The organism is Pseudomonas sp. ADPe (assembly GCF_014843515.1).
GTDB classification, from domain to species: domain Bacteria; phylum Pseudomonadota; class Gammaproteobacteria; order Pseudomonadales; family Pseudomonadaceae; genus Pseudomonas; species Pseudomonas citronellolis.
Window position 1 is genome coordinate 6,605,568 of sequence record NZ_CP062122.1, and the last position, 17,247, is coordinate 6,622,814.

Annotated in this window: 19 protein-coding genes; 14 read left to right on the forward strand and 5 right to left on the reverse strand. The window is 62.7% G+C overall.

The genetic code is table 11. From position 1 onward, the window contains the following. Positions 1-90 precede the first annotated feature (90 nt). The gene (locus tag IG194_RS29645) at positions 91-1,413 is read left to right on the forward strand and encodes a lysine N(6)-hydroxylase/L-ornithine N(5)-oxygenase family protein (RefSeq protein ID WP_058489643.1); all 1,323 of its coding nucleotides are present in this window, start codon (positions 91-93) and stop codon (positions 1,411-1,413) included. Between the two features lie 55 nt (positions 1,414-1,468). Next, complete coding sequence (locus IG194_RS29650) at positions 1,469-2,461, forward strand: GNAT family N-acetyltransferase (protein ID WP_058489644.1); 993 nt, start codon at positions 1,469-1,471, stop codon at positions 2,459-2,461. Positions 2,462-3,008: 547 nt separating this feature from the next. Here IG194_RS29650 and fhuE read toward each other — a convergent pair. From fhuE to IG194_RS29665, 3 genes are all read right to left on the reverse strand, one after another. Beyond that, on the reverse strand, positions 3,009-5,435 hold the full coding sequence (fhuE, locus tag IG194_RS29655; protein ID WP_058489645.1) for a ferric-rhodotorulic acid/ferric-coprogen receptor FhuE: 2,427 nt from the start codon (positions 5,433-5,435) through the stop codon (positions 3,009-3,011). A gap of 99 nt (positions 5,436-5,534) precedes the next feature. Beyond that, positions 5,535-6,533, reverse strand: a complete 999-nt coding sequence (locus IG194_RS29660) for a FecR domain-containing protein (protein ID WP_318652543.1) — start codon at positions 6,531-6,533, stop codon at positions 5,535-5,537. Further along, a complete protein-coding gene (locus IG194_RS29665; protein WP_058489647.1) occupies positions 6,500-7,024 on the reverse strand; it encodes a sigma-70 family RNA polymerase sigma factor in 525 nt (174 codons plus the stop codon). The genes IG194_RS29660 and IG194_RS29665 overlap by 34 nt, the downstream gene beginning before the upstream one ends. A gap of 694 nt (positions 7,025-7,718) precedes the next feature. Between IG194_RS29665 and IG194_RS29670 the strand changes: the two genes are divergently transcribed. After that, on the forward strand, positions 7,719-7,943 hold the full coding sequence (locus tag IG194_RS29670) for a hypothetical protein (RefSeq protein ID WP_225617144.1): 225 nt from the start codon (positions 7,719-7,721) through the stop codon (positions 7,941-7,943). Positions 7,944-8,552: 609 nt separating this feature from the next. Here the strand turns inward: IG194_RS29670 and IG194_RS29675 are convergent. Then, positions 8,553-8,747: a hypothetical protein gene (locus tag IG194_RS29675; RefSeq protein ID WP_058491119.1), complete on the reverse strand. Its 195-nt coding sequence runs from the start codon at positions 8,745-8,747 to the stop codon at positions 8,553-8,555. A 116-nt stretch (positions 8,748-8,863) separates the two neighbouring features. Here IG194_RS29675 and IG194_RS29680 point away from each other — a divergent pair, with 116 nt between their 5' ends. From IG194_RS29680 to IG194_RS29725, 10 genes are all read left to right on the forward strand, one after another. After that, on the forward strand, positions 8,864-10,249 hold the full coding sequence (locus tag IG194_RS29680; RefSeq protein WP_225617245.1) for a phage/plasmid replication protein, II/X family: 1,386 nt from the start codon (positions 8,864-8,866) through the stop codon (positions 10,247-10,249). 217 nt (positions 10,250-10,466) lie between these two features. Continuing rightward, entirely contained in the window at positions 10,467-10,709 is a 243-nt protein-coding gene (locus tag IG194_RS29685) for a hypothetical protein (protein WP_058491113.1), read from the forward strand. Continuing rightward, on the forward strand, positions 10,700-11,035 hold the full coding sequence (locus tag IG194_RS29690; RefSeq protein WP_058491111.1) for a DNA-binding protein: 336 nt from the start codon (positions 10,700-10,702) through the stop codon (positions 11,033-11,035). Before IG194_RS29685 ends, IG194_RS29690 begins: the two co-directional genes overlap by 10 nt. Positions 11,036-11,100: 65 nt before the next feature. Next, positions 11,101-11,256 carry a hypothetical protein gene (locus IG194_RS29695; RefSeq protein WP_192353604.1) on the forward strand — a complete coding sequence of 52 codons (156 nt, stop codon included), beginning with the start codon at positions 11,101-11,103 and terminating at the stop codon, positions 11,254-11,256. A 17-nt stretch (positions 11,257-11,273) separates the two neighbouring features. Then, a complete protein-coding gene (locus IG194_RS29700; protein WP_064987534.1) occupies positions 11,274-11,501 on the forward strand; it encodes a major capsid protein in 228 nt (75 codons plus the stop codon). A 400-nt stretch (positions 11,502-11,901) separates the two neighbouring features. Continuing rightward, entirely contained in the window at positions 11,902-12,939 is a 1,038-nt protein-coding gene (locus IG194_RS29705) for a virulence factor TspB C-terminal domain-related protein (protein ID WP_192353605.1), read from the forward strand. 2 nt (positions 12,940-12,941) lie between these two features. Beyond that, the gene (locus tag IG194_RS29710; RefSeq protein ID WP_064987540.1) at positions 12,942-13,247 is read left to right on the forward strand and encodes a DUF2523 domain-containing protein; all 306 of its coding nucleotides are present in this window, start codon (positions 12,942-12,944) and stop codon (positions 13,245-13,247) included. 3 nt (positions 13,248-13,250) lie between these two features. After that, positions 13,251-13,727 carry a zonular occludens toxin domain-containing protein gene (locus tag IG194_RS29715; protein WP_192353606.1) on the forward strand — a complete coding sequence of 159 codons (477 nt, stop codon included), beginning with the start codon at positions 13,251-13,253 and terminating at the stop codon, positions 13,725-13,727. Further along, a complete protein-coding gene (locus IG194_RS29720) occupies positions 13,685-14,500 on the forward strand; it encodes a hypothetical protein (RefSeq protein ID WP_192353607.1) in 816 nt (271 codons plus the stop codon). Before IG194_RS29715 ends, IG194_RS29720 begins: the two co-directional genes overlap by 43 nt. A gap of 206 nt (positions 14,501-14,706) precedes the next feature. Beyond that, entirely contained in the window at positions 14,707-14,931 is a 225-nt protein-coding gene (locus IG194_RS29725; protein ID WP_225617144.1) for a hypothetical protein, read from the forward strand. Positions 14,932-15,537: 606 nt separating this feature from the next. Here IG194_RS29725 and IG194_RS29730 read toward each other — a convergent pair. Continuing rightward, a complete protein-coding gene (locus tag IG194_RS29730) occupies positions 15,538-15,732 on the reverse strand; it encodes a hypothetical protein (protein WP_058491119.1) in 195 nt (64 codons plus the stop codon). A 116-nt stretch (positions 15,733-15,848) separates the two neighbouring features. On the opposite strand from IG194_RS29730, the gene IG194_RS29735 reads away from it, so the two are divergent. Next, complete coding sequence (locus IG194_RS29735; RefSeq protein WP_058491117.1) at positions 15,849-17,237, forward strand: phage/plasmid replication protein, II/X family; 1,389 nt, start codon at positions 15,849-15,851, stop codon at positions 17,235-17,237. Positions 17,238-17,247 lie beyond the last annotated feature (10 nt).

Below are 17,247 nucleotides of genomic sequence, written 5' to 3' on the forward strand. Positions count from 1 at the left end.
CTTTCAGAAACAAGGCGCCGATGCGGCGTCCCCATGGGCCGGCGGACCGCCGTCGCGCCTCCTGGCAAACGGGCTAAGGATATTGGCAGCATGAACCAGATGATCACCCCCACCTACGACGTTCTCGGCATCGGTTTCGGGCCTTCCAACCTGGCGCTGGCGATCGCGCTGCAGGAGCAGGCGCAACGCGAGGGCCTCGACTACCATGCGCTGTTCCTCGACAAGCAGGGCGACTACCGCTGGCACGGCAACACCCTGGTGGCGCAAAGCGAACTGCAGATCTCCTTCCTCAAGGACCTGGTGAGCCTGCGCAACCCCACCAGCCCCTACAGCTTCGTCAACTACCTGCACAGCCAGGGGCGCCTGGCGGACTTCATCAACCTCGGCACCTTCTACCCGTGCCGCATGGAGTTCAACGACTACCTGCGCTGGGTCGCCCGGCACTTCGCCGAGCAGGCCCGCTACGGCGAGGAGGTGCAGCGCGTGGAGCCGGTCGCCGGCGCCCACGGCATCGACCTGCTCAAGGTGGTCTCGCGTGATGCAGAAGGCCACGAGAACTTCCGCCTGGCGCGCTCCATCGTCCTCAGCACCGGCGGCACGCCGCGCATCCCCCAGGCCTTCGCCAGCCTGCGCGGCGATGCGCGGGTGTTCCACCATGCGCGCTACCTGGAGCGCATGGCCGAGCAGCCCTGCGTGCGCCACGAGCCGATGCGCATCGCCGTGGTCGGCGGCGGGCAGAGCGCCGCCGAGGCCTTCATCGACCTCAACGACAGCTATCCCTCTGTGCAGGTCGACATGATCCTGCGCGCCGCCGTGCTCAAGCCGGCCGACGACAGCCCCTTCGTCAACGAAATCTTCGCGCCCGACTACACCGACCTGGTGTTCCAGGAGCCGGAAAGCGAGCGCGAGAAGCTGATCGCCGAGTACCACAACACCAACTACTCGGTGGTGGACCTCGACCTGATCGAGCGCATCTACGCCATCTTCTACCGCCAGAAGGTCTCCGGGCAGGCCCGCCACGGCTTCCTCTGCCGCCGCCACGTCGAAGGCGTGCGCGCCGACGCCGCCGGCGTGCACCTGAGCCTGCGCGACAGCGCCACCGGCGAGGTGGAGCAGAAGCAGTACGACGCGGTGATCCTGGCCACCGGCTACGAGCGCAACTCGCACCGCGAACTTCTGGCGCCACTGCAGGCGCACCTGGGCGACTTCCGCGTCGACCGCGACTACCGCCTGCAGACCGACGCGCAACTGCGCGCGCCCATCTACCTGCAGGGCTTCAGCCAGGCCAGCCACGGCCTCAGCGACACCCTGCTGTCGGTCCTGCCGGCCCGCGCCGAGGAGATTTCCGCGTCGCTGTTCCAGCACCTGCAGGTGCAGCCGGCAGCTCGCACAGTCGCCGCCGAGACCGCCTGAGCCCATGGCCTGTCGCCGTCCCTGCCGGGGCGGCGCCTCCAGCGAGAGTATCCGCATGTCCAGTCCGCTTCCCGAATCCCTCCTGCCACTGCCCGACGGCCGCCAATTGAGTGCCGAGACGCATGGGCGACGCCTGACGCTATCCCTCGATGGCGCGGCGCTGCTCGCCCTGGAAAGCGATGGCCATACCTGGCAGCTGCTGTCCGAGGTGTCATCCTTCGCGCTCTGGGCCTTCGCCTACTGGTGCTTCGCCCATGACGAACAGCGCCAGGTAATCCTCCTGCAAGGCGCCGGCTGCCCGGCGCAGGCCTACGCCGAAGGGCTGCTCAGCCGCAATGGCGACGGCTTGGCGCAAGTGGAGCGCAGCGCCTTCTGGCAACTGCCGCAGCCTTGGCTGCGCCAGCCCCGCGAGGTGGCGTTCCCCCAGGTGTTCCGCATCGACGCCGGCAAGCGCCACCCGCTGCGCCCGCCCAAGCCCGAAGGCGAGGTCTACCGGCGCTTCGACGCCCGCCTGGGAAGCTGGATATCCCTGCGCACCCTGGATATAGACGCCGACCTGGACCGCTTCAACCGCTGGCAGAACCACCCGCGCGTGCTGGAGTTCTGGCAGGAGGGCGGCAGCCTCGCGCAGCACCGGGCCTACCTGGAAAAGCTCGTGCTCGACCCTCACGCGCTGACGCTGATCGGCTGTTTCGACGACCAGCCCTTCGCCTATTTCGAAGCCTACTGGGCCAAGGAAGACCGCATCGCGCCGTTCTACGCAGCGGACGACTACGACCGCGGCATCCACATGCTGGTGGGCGAAGACAGCCAGCGCGGCCCGCACAAGGTACAGAGCTGGCTGGATGCCCTGGTCCACTACCTGCTGCTGGACGAACCGCGCACCCAGCGCATCGTTGCCGAGCCCCGCGCGGACAACGCGCGCATGATCGGCCACATGCAGCGCCTGGGCTTCTGGCGGGAAAAGGAATTCGACTTCCCGCACAAGCGCGCGGCGCTGATGGTGCAGAGCCGGGAGAATTTCTTCGAGCGCTGCGCGCTGCGCTGACCGCCTCAGCTCCAGGCGGGGGCCTGCTTTTCTACGGGGCTACGGGTTTACGACGGTGTTGAGGCAGAGGTTAAAGCGCACCCTCACCCCAGCCCTCTCCCGCAAGCGGGAGAGGGGGCCATTCGTGCCACCGGGGGGGCCGGCGGGGGCGTTGAATCCAATCGCGGACAAAGTCCGCTCCTACGCCCTCCGGCAAACATCAGCCCCGTAGGATGGCGTTGAGCGAAGCGATACCCATCACCATGACCGCATGGGTTTCGCCAAGGCTCAACCCATCCGTTGAAGCGCGCCTTGGCGCAGCCGGCAAGACAGTTGCTCCTACGCCCGTGCTTCCTGGAACCGTAGGAGCGGACTCTGTCCGCGATTCGGCGGATAACGCCGTAGGCGTTATGCGCCCTACGGATTTCCAGAGAAACATCCGAGCGCTCGGAGCGGCGCGCTACACCAAGCCCCCAACCCCACCCCACATGAAAATGCCGTTCCCCTCATAAAGAGAAACGGCATTCTTCCTTGACTGAACAGCGCCCAGGGCTTTGTCGTTCGCCGCTCAGAACTTGTAGTTCAAGGTGGCCAGGACGTTGCGGGGGGTACCCCAGACGCCCTGGCCGTACCAGTTCACCGCGGTCTGGTACTTCTCGTCGAACAGGTTGTTGACGTTCAGCTGCGCCGAAACCTGGGGCGTGATGTCGTAGCGGGCCATCAGGCTGGCGACCAGGTAGTCGGACTGCTCCTGGCGCTGGCCCTGGGGACCCACGCCGTCGTAGTAGATGCGGCTCTGCCAGTTGGCGCCGCCGCCCACCGTCAGCTGCTTCCACTGCCCGGGCAGGCGGTAGGTGGTGAACAGGCGCGCCATGGTGCGCGGCAGCTGGGTGTTCACGTCGTTGTCGTCGGAGTCCTTGGCGCTGTAGTGGGTGGCGAAGAAGAAGGCGTTCCAGTTCTCGCTGAGCGCGCCGGACAGTTCGAACTCCACGCCCTTGGAGGTGGCGCCGTCGGTGGCGTAGTAGGCCGGGCTGTCGGGGTTGCCGGGCACGGAGTAGCCGACGTCCTGCTGGCCGAGGTTGTCCTGGACGATGCGGAAGGCGGCCAGCGAGGCGTTCAGCCTGCCGTCGAGGAATTCGCCCTTGATGCCGGCCTCGTAGGCGTCGCCGGTGACCGGGTCGAGCCAGGCGCCGTTGCGGTCGCGGTAGTCCTGGAAGTTGAAGATGCTGGTGTAGCTGGCGTACAGCGAGTAGTTCTGGTTCAGGTCGTAGACCAGGCCGGCGTAGGGGATGAACTTGTGGTCGCTGTAGTCGTACTCGCCCGAGGAGGCCCAGCCGGCGCCTTCGCGGTCGTACTGGGTGAAGCGGCCGCCGAGGATCAGCTTCAGCGGGTCGGCAAGGGACAGGCGCAGGGCGGCGTAGCCGGCCTTCTGCTTGGTGTGGTTGCGCTCGGAGAGTTCGCGGTTCTCGTAGTCCCACTCCGGTTCCGCCACGTGGCCGAAGTCGTACACGCTGACCGGGGATTGCCAGGGCGTCTTGTTGCCGATCCAGTCGAACGAGTACTTGTGGTCGAAGTAGGTGGCGCCGACCACGGCCTCGTGGGTGCGGCCGAACAGTTCGAATGGGCCGGACAGGCGCAGGTCGGTGCTCTGCTGCTTGCGCTCGCCGGGGAAGCGCGACTGCGAGGGTTCGGCGTCGATCAGGCCGGTCTCCGGGTCGGGAAAGCCCCAGTTGAAGATACGCGCGTTGTCCACTTCGTTGCGGTTGTGCATGACGCGGAACTGCGCCTGCCAGTCGTTATCGAAGCGGTGCTCGAGGTTGGCGAAGAAGTTCTTGACCTCGACTTCCTCGGTGTTCCACTTCGGCGCGATGCTGAACGAGCGGCTGTAGTGGGTCTTCGAGCCGTCGCTGTTCCACAGCGGCACGCCGCCGTAGGTCAGGCCGTCGGCGTCGGACTTCTGGTAGCTGGCGCCCAGGCTCAGGGTGGTGGCGTCGGTCAGGTCCACGTCGACCACGCCGTAGATCACGTGGCCCTCGCGGGAATAGCGGTCGAAGAAGTTCTTCTTGTCCTGGTAGGCGCCCACCAGGCGGCCGCGCACGTTGCCGGTGGGCGTCAGCGGGCCGGACAGGTCCAGGGTGCTGCGGTAGTTGTCCCAGGAGCCGGCGCTGACCTGCGCCTCGCCGCGGAACTCCTTGCTGTCGGCGCGCTTGCGCACCAGGTTGACCGAAGCCGAGGGCTCACCGGCGCCGGTGAGCAGGCCGGTGGCGCCGCGGACGATCTCGATGCGGTCGTAAATGATGGCGTCCAGCTCGGACTCGCCCGCGGCGTAGTTGCTCTTGTAGTAGCTGGAGATGCCGTCGTACTGCAGGTCGTTGATGAAGAAGCCGCGCGAGGCGAAGACGGTGCGCTCGCTATCCAGCTGCGGCGCGGAGATGCCCGGCGCGTTGGCCAGCACGTCGCCGAGGGTGGTCATGTTCTGGTCGTCCATCCGCTGGCGGGTGATGACGCTCACCGACTGCGGCGTCTCGCGCGTCGACAGCGGCAGCCCGGTGGCGGCGGCGGTGGCGCCGGTGGTGTAGGAACCGGTGCCTTCGGTGGTGGTGCCCAGGGGGCTGGAGATGACCTGGGTAACGCCCAGGTTCACCGGCTCTTCCGAGACCGGCTTCATGGTGTAGCGGCCGTCGCTGTCCTGCACGGCCTGCAGGCCGGAGCCATCGAGGAGCCGTTGCAGGGCTTGCTGCACGCTGTAGCGGCCGTCCAGGCCGTGGCTCACGCGGCCGTCGGTCAGCGCCGGGTCGAAGGAGATCAGGACCTTGGCTTCGGTGGCGAAGCGCGTCAGCACTGCGCCCAGGTCGCCTTTGCCGATGTGGTATTCGCGCACGTCGGCGCCATCGGGCTCGGCCTGGGCGGGGACGCCCAGGCCCAGTACGGCGGAAAACAGCAGAGCCTGGGCCAGCGCCAGGGGGAGGGGACGTGGGGCGAAGGGTGCTCTCATGGTGGTGTCGTGCTCTTCCAGGTTGGCAGTGGGGCGTTTGCCCTCTGCTTGATGAGTCGAAGGAGCACGGGGAAACCTATCAGCGGCCCGCAGAAATTTTCAGCGAGGCACGACCTTGACCCAATAGCGGGTGCGCTGGACGACCCGCACCGGCAGGCTGGAGGCCACCGCCCGCAGGGCCTTGTCGGTGTCGTCCAGGGAGAAGGTGCCGCTGATCCTGAGCCCCGCGATGGCGGGGTCGCAGTGCAGCCAGCCGCTGCGATAGCGAGCCAGCTCGGCCAGGAACTCACCCAGCCGCTGCCGGTTGGCGACCAGCAGCCCGCTGCTCCAGGCATCCTGGCCCGGAGAAACGGGGAAAGGCCTGCCGGCAGCATCGGCACTGAGCGAGCACTGCTGGCCGGCCTCGAGCAACAGCGGCTGGCCGTGGGCCGGCGTGAGGCGGACACGGTGCTCGAAGACCGCGACCTGGGCGCTGTCGTCCTGCAGGCGCACGGCGAAGCGGGTGCCCAGCGCCTGCACCGTTCCTTGCGGCACCTGGACGAGGAAGGGGCGGTTCAGGCTATCGGGGGCCGTGGTCACCAGCAGCTCGCCGCGACGCAGGATCAACTGGCGCTGGTGGGCGTCATAGGCGACATCCACCGCGCTGTCACTGTTGAGCTGTACGCGGGTGCCGTCAGGTAAGGTAGTGCCGAACCGCTCGCCCAGCGGGCTGCGCAGGTCCGCATCCCATCCCGCCGTCCTGGTGTAGCGAAGGCCGCCATAGCCCAGCGCCGTGCCGCCTGCGACGAGCACGAAGCCCTTGAGCAGCGTGCGTCGGTTCAGGCGTCCGTTCCGCTCGGCCTGGAGCAGGGCCCGGGGTGCGAGCGAAGCGGGCAGGCGGCCGAACTGGCCAAGCGTCAGCTCCACCTGGCGCCAGGCCCAGGCGTTCTCGCCGCGCTCTTCCAGCCAGCGCTGCCAGGCGCTGCGGTCGTGCTCGGTGGCGTGTTCGCTCTGCAGCAGGCTGTGCCAGGTGGCGGCCTGCTCCAGCGCTTCGCGCTGCTGTCGGTCGAGGCGGTCCAGGAGGCTCAGGGCAGGGCTCCCAGGCGGAAGAGCATGCAGTGATGGGTGGCCTTGGCGATGTAGCGGGTGATGGTGACCTCGCTGAGGTCCTCGGCTTCGGCGATCTTCCGGTAGGTCATGCCCTCGAGTTGGGAGAGCAGGAAAGCGCGCCGCACTTTCGGGCCCAGCCCGGCCAGCATACGGTCCAGCTCGCAGAGCGTTTCGAGCAGGATGGCCCGGTCCTCTTCGCTGATTTCCAGCGCCTCGGGCTGGCCGGCCAGCTCCGCGAGCCAGGCGCGCTCCAGGCGGTCGCGCCGATAGTGGTCGATCATCAGCCTACGCGCGATGGTGGCCAGGTAGCCCCGGGGCTCGCGTACTGCCTGCAGACGATCCGGGGCGTCCTGCGCGGTCAGGATGCGGATGAACACATCCTGCACCAGGTCCCGGGCAAGCTCGGTGCAGTTGACCCGCGGCCGCAACCAGCCGAGCAGCCAGCGGTGATTGTCTTGATAGAGGTGACTCACCAATTCCCTGGTACGCAATGCCGACATGGATAGTCCGGATCATGAAATTGAGACTTATTACCATCTTATGATTTTCGCCAGGCGTCCGGCAAGGCTGGCACGGAAGAGGGGATGCCTGCCTGGCAGGCTTGTTTTGCGGGCGTCAGCCAGGCTGTAAATGATAAGGCTGGCTCAAGGGCTGGCTGCACAAGCGCCTTGGCAATGCCGCCGATGCGGCGGACATGGCCCCTGACGTGTTTTGCGCCTGCTGCTCAAGCCTGCCTCGCGCGGCTTCTCCAGCCCGGTGGATGCGCGTGCCTACCTGCGCACGATGGCCCGCGGGATGTACATCGACCTGTGACGCCGGCGCGAGGTGGAACAGGCCTGGCTGGACACTCTGGCGGCCTAGCCGGAGCCTTTCGAGCCGTCGCCTGAGTTCCGCAGAGATCGAGCTTCAGATTGGCGGACTGGGAATACGAAGTCGGTTCGTAACCGGGAGCGAGGCCAGGTGCGGACATGAATGCCGATCGAGCGGAGCTGCCAAGGCAGATCGACGGATCGACTCAGGAAAGATGCCGAGACGGGCAAACGAGCGGTTTTCCCTGGTGAATTCTGCAGGGGCCATCTGCAGCTGCGCTTATCCATGACTTCGCATAATGTCCAGGTGTTACGTTGAGCGGCGTGCGGAATATGGCCACGCCTCCGCGCGTCGCGTAACGTAATGCCCATTATGCGAACGCCCGTGTCCCTCGAAATCCCGCACCACCTGGTCGAATTGGCCACCCTCTACGCCCCATCGCGTGACCCGCTGCAAGCGGTTTCCTACGTGCTCCAGGACTACCCCAACGTCGTGGCCGATCTGCGCAGGCTGCGCCGCCGGGTTGCTGGCCTGGACGAGGAAGGGGCTCTTCTCGACAAGCGCCTCCAGGTCCTCCAGGACGCGTGTCGCGCGATCCTCGAACTCTGAGCCCACTTCTCTTACTGATTACCCCAATTGCGCGTACAGCGGCCTTCCAGGGGCCTTTGTGCTTGCGCGCATGTTGTGCTCGCAGACTTCCGAGGAATGTTCAGCCGTCTAGCCCAGCGAGGGGAGAGCGCGAAGCATTGGCCCTCCGGGCCAACGGGTAGCCGGAAGGCGCAGGGCGGAGCCCTGGCGGAAGGAACGAATGTTCCTGGAGGGTAAGGCCGGCTTGCAGCGGGGCGGGGTAGGCCAGAGGCCGCAGGGGTTTACCCCTGGTTTTTAGATGCCTCCGGCGCTGCCTTGGGTATGACTCCACGGCAGTAGATCAGGTAGTTCCTGTCCGTCTTTCTGGTCGCTTTGTCTGCATCTGCCATGGCTTTGCCTGCGGTGGTGCACGCCTCTTTCGTGGGGTAGGGGGCATGCACCGTAATTGCGGGGGTAGGCGTCGGGTTGCTCTGGAGCAGGATTGTCAGGATGTATTCGAGGGTCACTGCCGCTCCATGGCTTTTTGGGGGTTGCGCGGAGTGTCCGGTAGTGCACTCCCGGCGCAGCCGGGTCCACCATCTCTAATGGTGGACTCTTGTCTCATGGTGAGAATTTCCGATCATTTTTTGATCAGTCAATCCGTAGGCTTATCGCCCCTGACGCGCTCACTTCAAGCGACGTGATGACGCGCTCCAAGAAGGCGTGTACCAGCTCTGAGTCTTTCATCGGCTGCATGCCCCTCTTGACCAGCTCCTTGTTGATTTCAACGGCTTTTTTCCGCAGCGCTTCTTGCTCTGCCTGGGTCAGTCGGATGTTGGTTGGCATGTCTCGTCTCATGGTTCGCACCTTCCAAATATGCATGTGTGCAGGTTATTAGTGTTGACGTGTGTGCATGTGCACGTCTACATTCGCGCCAAATGTTATGTGTGTGCATGCATCCGATGCTCGACCGAATCCACATGTTCATCCGCTTCCGCAAGGAACACGTCCAACTGATCGGCAAGGTTGACTCGCCGACGCTGGTCGTTGACCTGGAGTCGCTGGGCGTTCGGGTTCGATCCTCTGGCGGTGTGACCAAGCGGGAGGAGGGCGGTTACGACGTCGAGGACTTGTCCCACGCCTGGGAGTCGCTGCCGTCGAGCTACACGCCCATGGCCTTCAAGGTGTTCCACCAGAGTCTAGGCAAGCGCCTCGATCCTGGCGTTGAGCTGAAAGCCAGCCCGGCGAAGCTGCTCCAGGGGCACAACGTGTTCGGCCCAACCTCGATCCGGAAGGGCGCCGAGGTGATGCTGAAGTGGCTGGCCGGCTCCTACCCGGACCTTTGGGCCAAGCTCGATGTTCTGTCGATCGAGGTGTACGCCTTGGACTGCACGTTCTCGGCACGCATGCCGAACGAACAGACCGCGCTCCAGGTGATCCAGTTCATGCGTGGCGTCAGCAACGGCCAGACACGCAACCGCGGTGACGACTACGAAACCACCGCCTACTGGGGCGCCAAGGATGGTCGTCTCCGCAAGATCAAGGCGTACCTGAAGGCCGGAGTTCCAGCGTCAGCTGGAAGAGGTCAAGAAAGCCGCTCGCGGCGCTTCGTCGAACCCGGAGCCCGGGATGACCTGGACAACGCCCACGTCCGTGCCTGGAAGGTGCTCAAGCGTGAGGCCCGTTGCGCCATGTCCCATCTGTCAGCCGCTCGGACTCTACGGGTCATGCAGGACCCACGGCTTCAGGAGTTCGCCCGGCTTCTTCTTCGCCTTGAGGCGACCGTCATGCACCGCTGGCTGGAGCGTCGGAATCTGCCGACGAACCTGTGGGAGTTGTGTGACTACCAGGAGGCGCTCCGCGACCAGGAGCGCTGTTTCATCCAGGAATGTTGGAGCGCAGTGACTGGCGAATTGTTCGCGGCCTTTGAGGGTATGACCATGAAGCGAATTGACGATGAAAAAGTGCTGGCCGCACTGATCGAGAAGTACACGAAGGTAGGGAAGGGGAAGTGGACCAAGGCCCGGGCAGACAAGGCAACTGGGACCATCATTCCGCCGATGTTCGTGCCGGGTAAGGCGAGTGATGCCCAGGCCCGCAACCTGTTCCGCACGTACCGCAGCCTGAAGGACTACGGCTGGGAAGAGACCATGGCGTCGATGTCCCGTGCGTCGTTCTACCGACATGTTGCCGACTTGGAGGCCGTGGGCATCTCCAAGGCCATGCTGCAGAACCTGAAGGACTACGACAACACGCGCAACGTGGTGCCGATCCTGCGGCTCTTGGAGGTCGACTTCAGCGCCCAGGTGCCTGACTGGTACGTGGAACCCAGCGTGGAGGCCGCGTAATGCTTAGCGCCCATCTGCACAGGCTCCACGGGAGCCTCACCAAGCTACGTTACTGCCCTGTTTCCGAGCGTGCTTTTCAGTTGGGCTTTGTGTCCGGTTTGCTCTCGGGCTACCTGGAAGCCGCCCTGATCGAGTTCGACGTTTACGAGCGCCTTACTGCTCTCAAGCTGAACGCCTGGGAGCACTGCCTTCGTGACTCCCAAGGGGAGGGTGCCTGATGAAAGCGCCCCTCCGTTTTGCATTCGGCTGGGTGGTGTACCTGGCCATTACGGCCGCTCTGACGCCGATTCTCAAGGCCCTGGTGGATGTCTTCCAGCTCATGCCGATCTGGCTTGTGGTGGTGATCCTGGTTGCCTCCCTGGTTGCCTTCCTGGCCACGTTCTTCCTGTTCCTGCGCCGGTTCTGGTCCTGGTGCGATCAACCCCGAAAAGCTACCCGTGAGGTTCCCCCATGTTCGTGAAAATCGGCCTGTGCAAAGGCACGTCTGTCAAAGAGTCCCGCAACGGCTTCCAAGAGCACTACGTCCTGGTCAGCGGCGAGAGTCAGGACCAGTTCGGCCAGGTGGTCGAGGTGACTACTGGCATTCGCCTTTCCAAGCAGCAGCTCGACGCCGGCCTGCGCGATTACTACGACACGCTGAAGGGCAAGCAGGTGTGTGTGCCCTGCTACAACCGGCCGTGGAAGTCCGCTGGCGGCACTGTCGGCATGGACACGTGGCTGTCGAACGAGAACGGCGGCAAGCCGGTTCCTCTGGTCACCCAGCAGCAGCTGAAGGCTACGGGCTGAGTGTGACCGATGAAGTACCTGGTCTGTGATGGTGATTGGCTGGTGGACGAGAGCGGGCTTGCCCGGTGCTCTGGCCAGCTGACTGCCATGACAGTGCAGGACGCGGGAGCCTGGGCTCCCTGACGCCTGAGGAGCGCAAGGAGCTGCAGGATTACACCATCGGTGTGTTCTTCGCGGTGTTCTGCGTCCTCGCCCTGAAGAAGCATCTGAGTACCAACTGACCTGGAGGGTCGCCAACATGAAATACATGAACGCTGTGAAGAAGTACGGCCGCAAGGCTCTGGTCTCCGGCGGCGCCATCGCCGCTGGTGTGGGCGGTCTGGCCATGCAGGCTTACGCCGAGCTGCCGGCCTCGATGGCCACCGACGCTGCGTCGGCCAAGGCGGACAGCAACGAGCTGGGCTACCTGGTCCTGGGCGTGCTGTTCGCCATCGCGGCTTTGCGCTGGCTGCGCCGCGCGATGTAACAGGGGAGGAGGGGGCTTAGGCCCCCTCTTACTTCATGACCTACGAAATGTACTGGCTCGCGGTAAATGTGTTAGCGGCGTTGCTGATCTTATTCGGTCGGTTATAGCGTCAGGTTGAATTAAAGGCCCTGACGGGGCTTTTTATTTTGAGAGGCTAGTTATGCGGGCTATATTGATTTTGCTTTTATTTTTAATGCCCCCATTGTCCGCTTACTCGTCTGAGTACATTTGGACTACTACCAGCTGGTCTGGGAATACTTACTCCGGCCCTAGTCCCTTTTCTGCTTGCGCTCAGATTCCTTATGATAATCAGTTTGTCTTTGATCACTTGGATAGGATTTCTGACACACAGTTCCGATGTGTCGCTCTGCGGGTGTCTGATGGCGCAATTCACTCCGGCATGTCTGCGATTAGATCTGGTGATTCATGCCCTTCCGGTACTGTATTTAATGGCCTTACTGGTGTTTGTGATCCTCCAACTGATGGAGAGTGCCTGGCTAAAAGTTTATATACGAAAACCATTCAGTATTCATTTGCTGATGGTTCTGCTGTTCTTGGTCTCGATGCAGATATTAAGGATGGTTGCATTTATGAGCCCGGAGAGCCGAAGAACTGTACGGACACACAATGCGAAGTTGAAATGAAGCCGGTTGGTAATAACGTCATGTCGGATAACTCCGGCAACCCTGACCAAGATCTTCAGGATTATCTGGACGAACTGGCAAAGCAGTTCAAGTGCGAGCACGTGGCCAATGGCACTGTCGGCTGTTCTGCGGCCGAGACGACACCGCCGGATATCGATCCTGACGACAAGTGCCCGGACGGGTATTCCTGGTCCGGTACTGCCTGTTTCCCTACCAATGGTGGTGGGAACGAGAACCCCGACAACCCGACGCCTGGTGGCGATGGCGGCTCTTCTGGCGGCGGCAGTACCGGCGGCAGTGGCGGGGATGGCGGCAGTACCGGCGGCGATGGTAGCGGCGACGGCTCCAGCGGTGGCGGCGGAGGTGGTAACGACGGTGACGATGGTGACAACAAGGAACCTGGTGTTGAGGGTACGGCTTGTGACAAGGCGTTTAAGTGCACTGGCGATGCCGTTAACTGCGCGATTGCTGAGCGCCAGAAGAATGCCTATTGCGAGAACAAGGAACTCCAGGATGCACAAAAAGGTTTCGACAAGATTGGCGAGGAAATAGGCCAGGAGAAGTACACGATGCTCGATGGTGGCGATGTAGATATTGGTTCGCTGTTTGGTGAAGGCACTCGGTTCTTGCCTTCGGCATGCCCGGCGATTTCAACAACAACACTGCATGTAGGGCCTCTCCAGTTTAACTGGCAGCCGGTCTGTCAGTACGCCGAGCTGGTTGGAAAGTTCCTTGTCGCCTGGGCATCCCTGTTCTTTGCAACGTATGTTGGTCGCGCCTTTGGAGGTGATTGATTATGTGGTTCTACTATGCGTTTTCGTTTTTGAGCTTCGTGCTTATTCCGCTGGTGAACATGGTGCTTCGCGCCTTGGGCATTGGCGTAATGAGCTATATCGGAATCAATCTGGCAATTAATGCCGCCAAGGATCACTTGATTGCAGCCCTTGGCGGAATGCCCATCCAAGTTCAGCAAATTCTTGGCCTGGCCAATGTTGATGTTGCGGTGAACATTGTTCTTTCCGCAGTGACCACCCGGTTCATCTTGAACGGCGTTAACAAGCTCAGTGGTCGCAAGAAAAAGTATGGCGTCTTGGAGGCTTAACGTATGGGCTCGCCACTGAACTTGGTTACTGGTCTTCCTGGCAATGGCAAGACGCTTAACACGATCAAGGAAGTAGATGCGCAGGCGGTTAAAGAAGGCCGGCTTGTGTACTTCCACAATATTCGCGGCCTTAAGCCCGAGCTGCTTAAGGCGGAATGGTACGAGTTCGAGGACCCGCATAAGTGGTTCGAACTGCCCGAGAACAGTCTGATCGTGGTGGATGAGGCCCAGGGCTTTTTCCCGCCCAGGGACATTCGCAAGCCGGTTCCCGAGTACTGCTCCAAGATGGAAACCGTGCGCCATGAGGGACGCGAGCTGTGGCTAATCACCCAGCACCCCAGCTTCATTGACGTGCACGCTCGCCGGTTGACCAACCGGCACATCCATTTCAAGCGCATCTTCAAGTCGTCGCGGATTTTGCGGCACGAGTGGGAAGGGTGTCCGATGTCGACAAGGCCAGCTCGTTCAAGGCGGCCATGACGACGCCTATCAAGCTCGATAAGAAGTTCTTCGACGTCTACCAGTCCACGGCCCAGGGGGCTTCGCATTTCTTCAAATTCAAGGCGCCTCTGGCCCTCTATGCGCTGCTTCTCTGCCTGGGTGTGGTGGCCGTCTTCGGGTATCGGTTCTATCAGCGTTATCAGGAGAAGGTGGGCGCCCACGATGCGCCTACTGAGCAGCAGGCGCTGCCCTCGGGCGCTGCTGTGCTGGGATCGGTGGTGGATGCCGTGGCGCCGGAATCGGTGAAGGGCAAGGGCAAGCAGACGCTGCAGGAGTACCTGGCCGACCGGACGCCACGGATTGCGTCCGTGCCGTCGTCGGCGCCGATCTACGATGAGCTGACCAAGCCCGTCAGCTTCCCGCGCACATACTGTGTCTCGACGACCAATGAAACGCTTCTGGAGCGCAACAGCGTGCGTAGCCGCATGAAGGTCGGTTGGCACCATGGGAAGAAGACTGGGTGCGGGTGTTACACCCAGCAAGGCAGCCAGGTGCAGACGACTTTCGAGTACTGCATGAACGCGGTGGAGAATCGGTTCTTCGATCCAACGCTGCCGGATCATGGCAGCCAGCAGGTGGCCTCGTTGCCACAGCCGCCAACCGCTGGCCTCGTCGCAAGCGGAAGCGACGTAGGAGCACCGCGCGACGTGTCCAGCGGCGCGCCGCTGGCTTCAGCGACCGATGGCGGTTTCGGTGGCACGCGTCTTACGATCGTGCCTGACAGCGAATACCCGTCGAGGCCGTGGCGATGATGGAGATTGACCTGTTTACGTTGGGCGTGTTGCTTATGCCGATCTGGCTTCCGGTGTACCTGGTGCTGTGGTCCGGTGATCGGGAGTAGCGGCAGGAAGAGAAACCCTAGGCTTCGCATAATATCGTGACGTTACGTTGAGCGGCGTGCGGAATATGGCCACGCCTCCGCGCGTCGCGTAACGTAATGCCCATTATGCGAACGCCCGTGTCCCTCGAAATCCCGCACCACCTGGTCGAATTGGCCACCCTCTACGCCCCATCGCGTGACCCGCTGCAAGCGGTTTCCTACGTGCTCCAGGACTACCCCAACGTCGTGGCCGATCTGCGCAGGCTGCGCCGCCGGGTTGCTGGCCTGGACGAGGAAGGGGCTCTTCTCGACAAGCGCCTCCAGGTCCTCCAGGACGCGTGTCGCGCGATCCTCGAACTCTGAGCCCACTTCTCTTACTGATTACCCCAATTGCGCGTACAGCGGCCTTCCAGGGGCCTTTGTGCTTGCGCGCATGTTGTGCTCGCAGACTTCCGAGGAATGTTCAGCCGTCTAGCCCAGCGAGGGGAGAGCGCGAAGCATTGGCCCTCCGGGCCAACGGGTAGCCGGAAGGCGCAGGGCGGAGCCCTGGCGGAAGGAACGAATGTTCCTGGAGGGTAAGGCCGGCTTGCAGCGGGGCGGGGTAGGCCAGAGGCCGCAGGGGTTTACCCCTGGTTTTTAGATGCCTCCGGCGCTGCCTTGGGTATGACTCCACGGCAGTAGATCAGGTAGTTCCTGTCCGTCTTTCTGGTCGCTTTGTCTGCATCTGCCATGGCTTTGCCTGCGGTGGTGCACGCCTCTTTCGTGGGGTAGGGGGCATGCACCGTAATTGCGGGGGTAGGCGTCGGGTTGCTCTGGAGCAGGATTGTCAGGATGTATTCGAGGGTCACTGCCGCTCCATGGCTTTTGGGGTTGCGCGGGTGTCCGGTAGTGCACTCCCGGCGCAGCCGGGTCCACCATCTCTAATGGTGGACTCTTGTCTCATGGTGAGAATTTCCGATCATTTTTTGATCAGTCAATCCGTAGGCTTATCGCCCCTGACGCGCTCACTTCAAGCGACGTGATGACGCGCTCCAAGAAGGCGTGTACCAGCTCTGAGTCTTTCATCGGCTGCATGCCCCTCTTGACCAGCTCCTTGTTGATTTCAACGGCTTTTTTCCGCAGCGCTTCTTGCTCTGCCTGGGTCAGTCGGATGTTGGTTGGCATGTCTCGTCTCATGGTTCGCACCTTCCAAATATGCATGTGTGCAGGTTATTAGTGTTGACGTGTGTGCATGTGCACGTCTACATTCGCGCCAAATGTTATGTGTGTGCATGCATCCGATGCTCGACCGAATCCACATGTTCATCCGCTTCCGCAAGGAACACGTCCAACTGATCGGCAAGGTTGACTCGCCGACGCTGGTCGTTGACCTGGAGTCGCTGGGCGTTCGGGTTCGATCCTCTGGCGGTGTGACCAAGCGGGAGGAGGGCGGTTACGACGTCGAGGACTTGTCCCACGCCTGGGAGTCGCTGCCGTCGAGCTACACGCCCATGGCCTTCAAGGTGTTCCACCAGAGTCTAGGCAAGCGCCTCGATCCTGGCGTTGAGCTGAAAGCCAGCCCGGCGAAGCTGCTCCAGGGGCACAACGTGTTCGGCCCAACCTCGATCCGGAAGGGCGCCGAGGTGATGCTGAAGTGGCTGGCCGGCTCCTACCCGGACCTTTGGGCCAAGCTCGATGTTCTGTCGATCGAGGTGTACGCCTTGGACTGCACGTTCTCGGCACGCATGCCGAACGAACAGACCGCGCTCCAGGTGATCCAGTTCATGCGTGGCGTCAGCAACGGCCAGACACGCAACCGCGGTGACGACTACGAAACCACCGCCTACTGGGGCGCCAAGGATGGTCGTCTCCGCAAGATCAAGGCGTACCTGAAGGGGCCGGAGTTCCAGCGTCAGCTGGAAGAGGTCAAGAAAGCCGCTCGCGGCGCTTCGTCGAACCCGGAGCCCCGGGATGACCTGGACAACGCCCACGTCCGTGCCTGGAAGGTGCTCAAGCGTGAGGCCCGTTGCGCCATGTCCCATCTGTCAGCCGCTCGGACTCTACGGGTCATGCAGGACCCACGGCTTCAGGAGTTCGCCCGGCTTCTTCTTCGCCTTGAGGCGACCGTCATGCACCGCTGGCTGGAGCGTCGGAATCTGCCGACGAACCTGTGGGAGTTGTGTGACTACCAGGAGGCGCTCCGCGACCAGGAGCGCTGTTTCATCCAGGAATGTTGGAGCGCAGTGACTGGCGAATTGTTCGCGGCCTTTGAGGGTATGACCATGAAGCGAATTGACGATGAAAAAGTGCTGGCCGCACTGATCGAGAAGTACACGAAGGTAGGGAAGGGGAAGTGGACCAAGGCCCGGGCAGACAAGGCAACTGGGACCATCATTCCGCCGATGTTCGTGCCGGGTAAGGCGAGTGATGCCCAGGCCCGCAACCTGTTCCGCACGTACCGCAGCCTGAAGGACTACGGCTGGGAAGAGACCATGGCGTCGATGTCCCGTGCGTCGTTCTACCGACATGTTGCCGACTTGGAGGCCGTGGGCATCTCCAAGGCCATGCTGCAGAACCTGAAGGACTACGACAACACGCGCAACGTGGTGCCGATCCTGCGGCTCTTGGAGGTCGACTTCAGCGCCCAGGTGCCTGACTGGTACGTGGAACCCAGCGTGGAGGCCGCGTAATGCTTAGCGC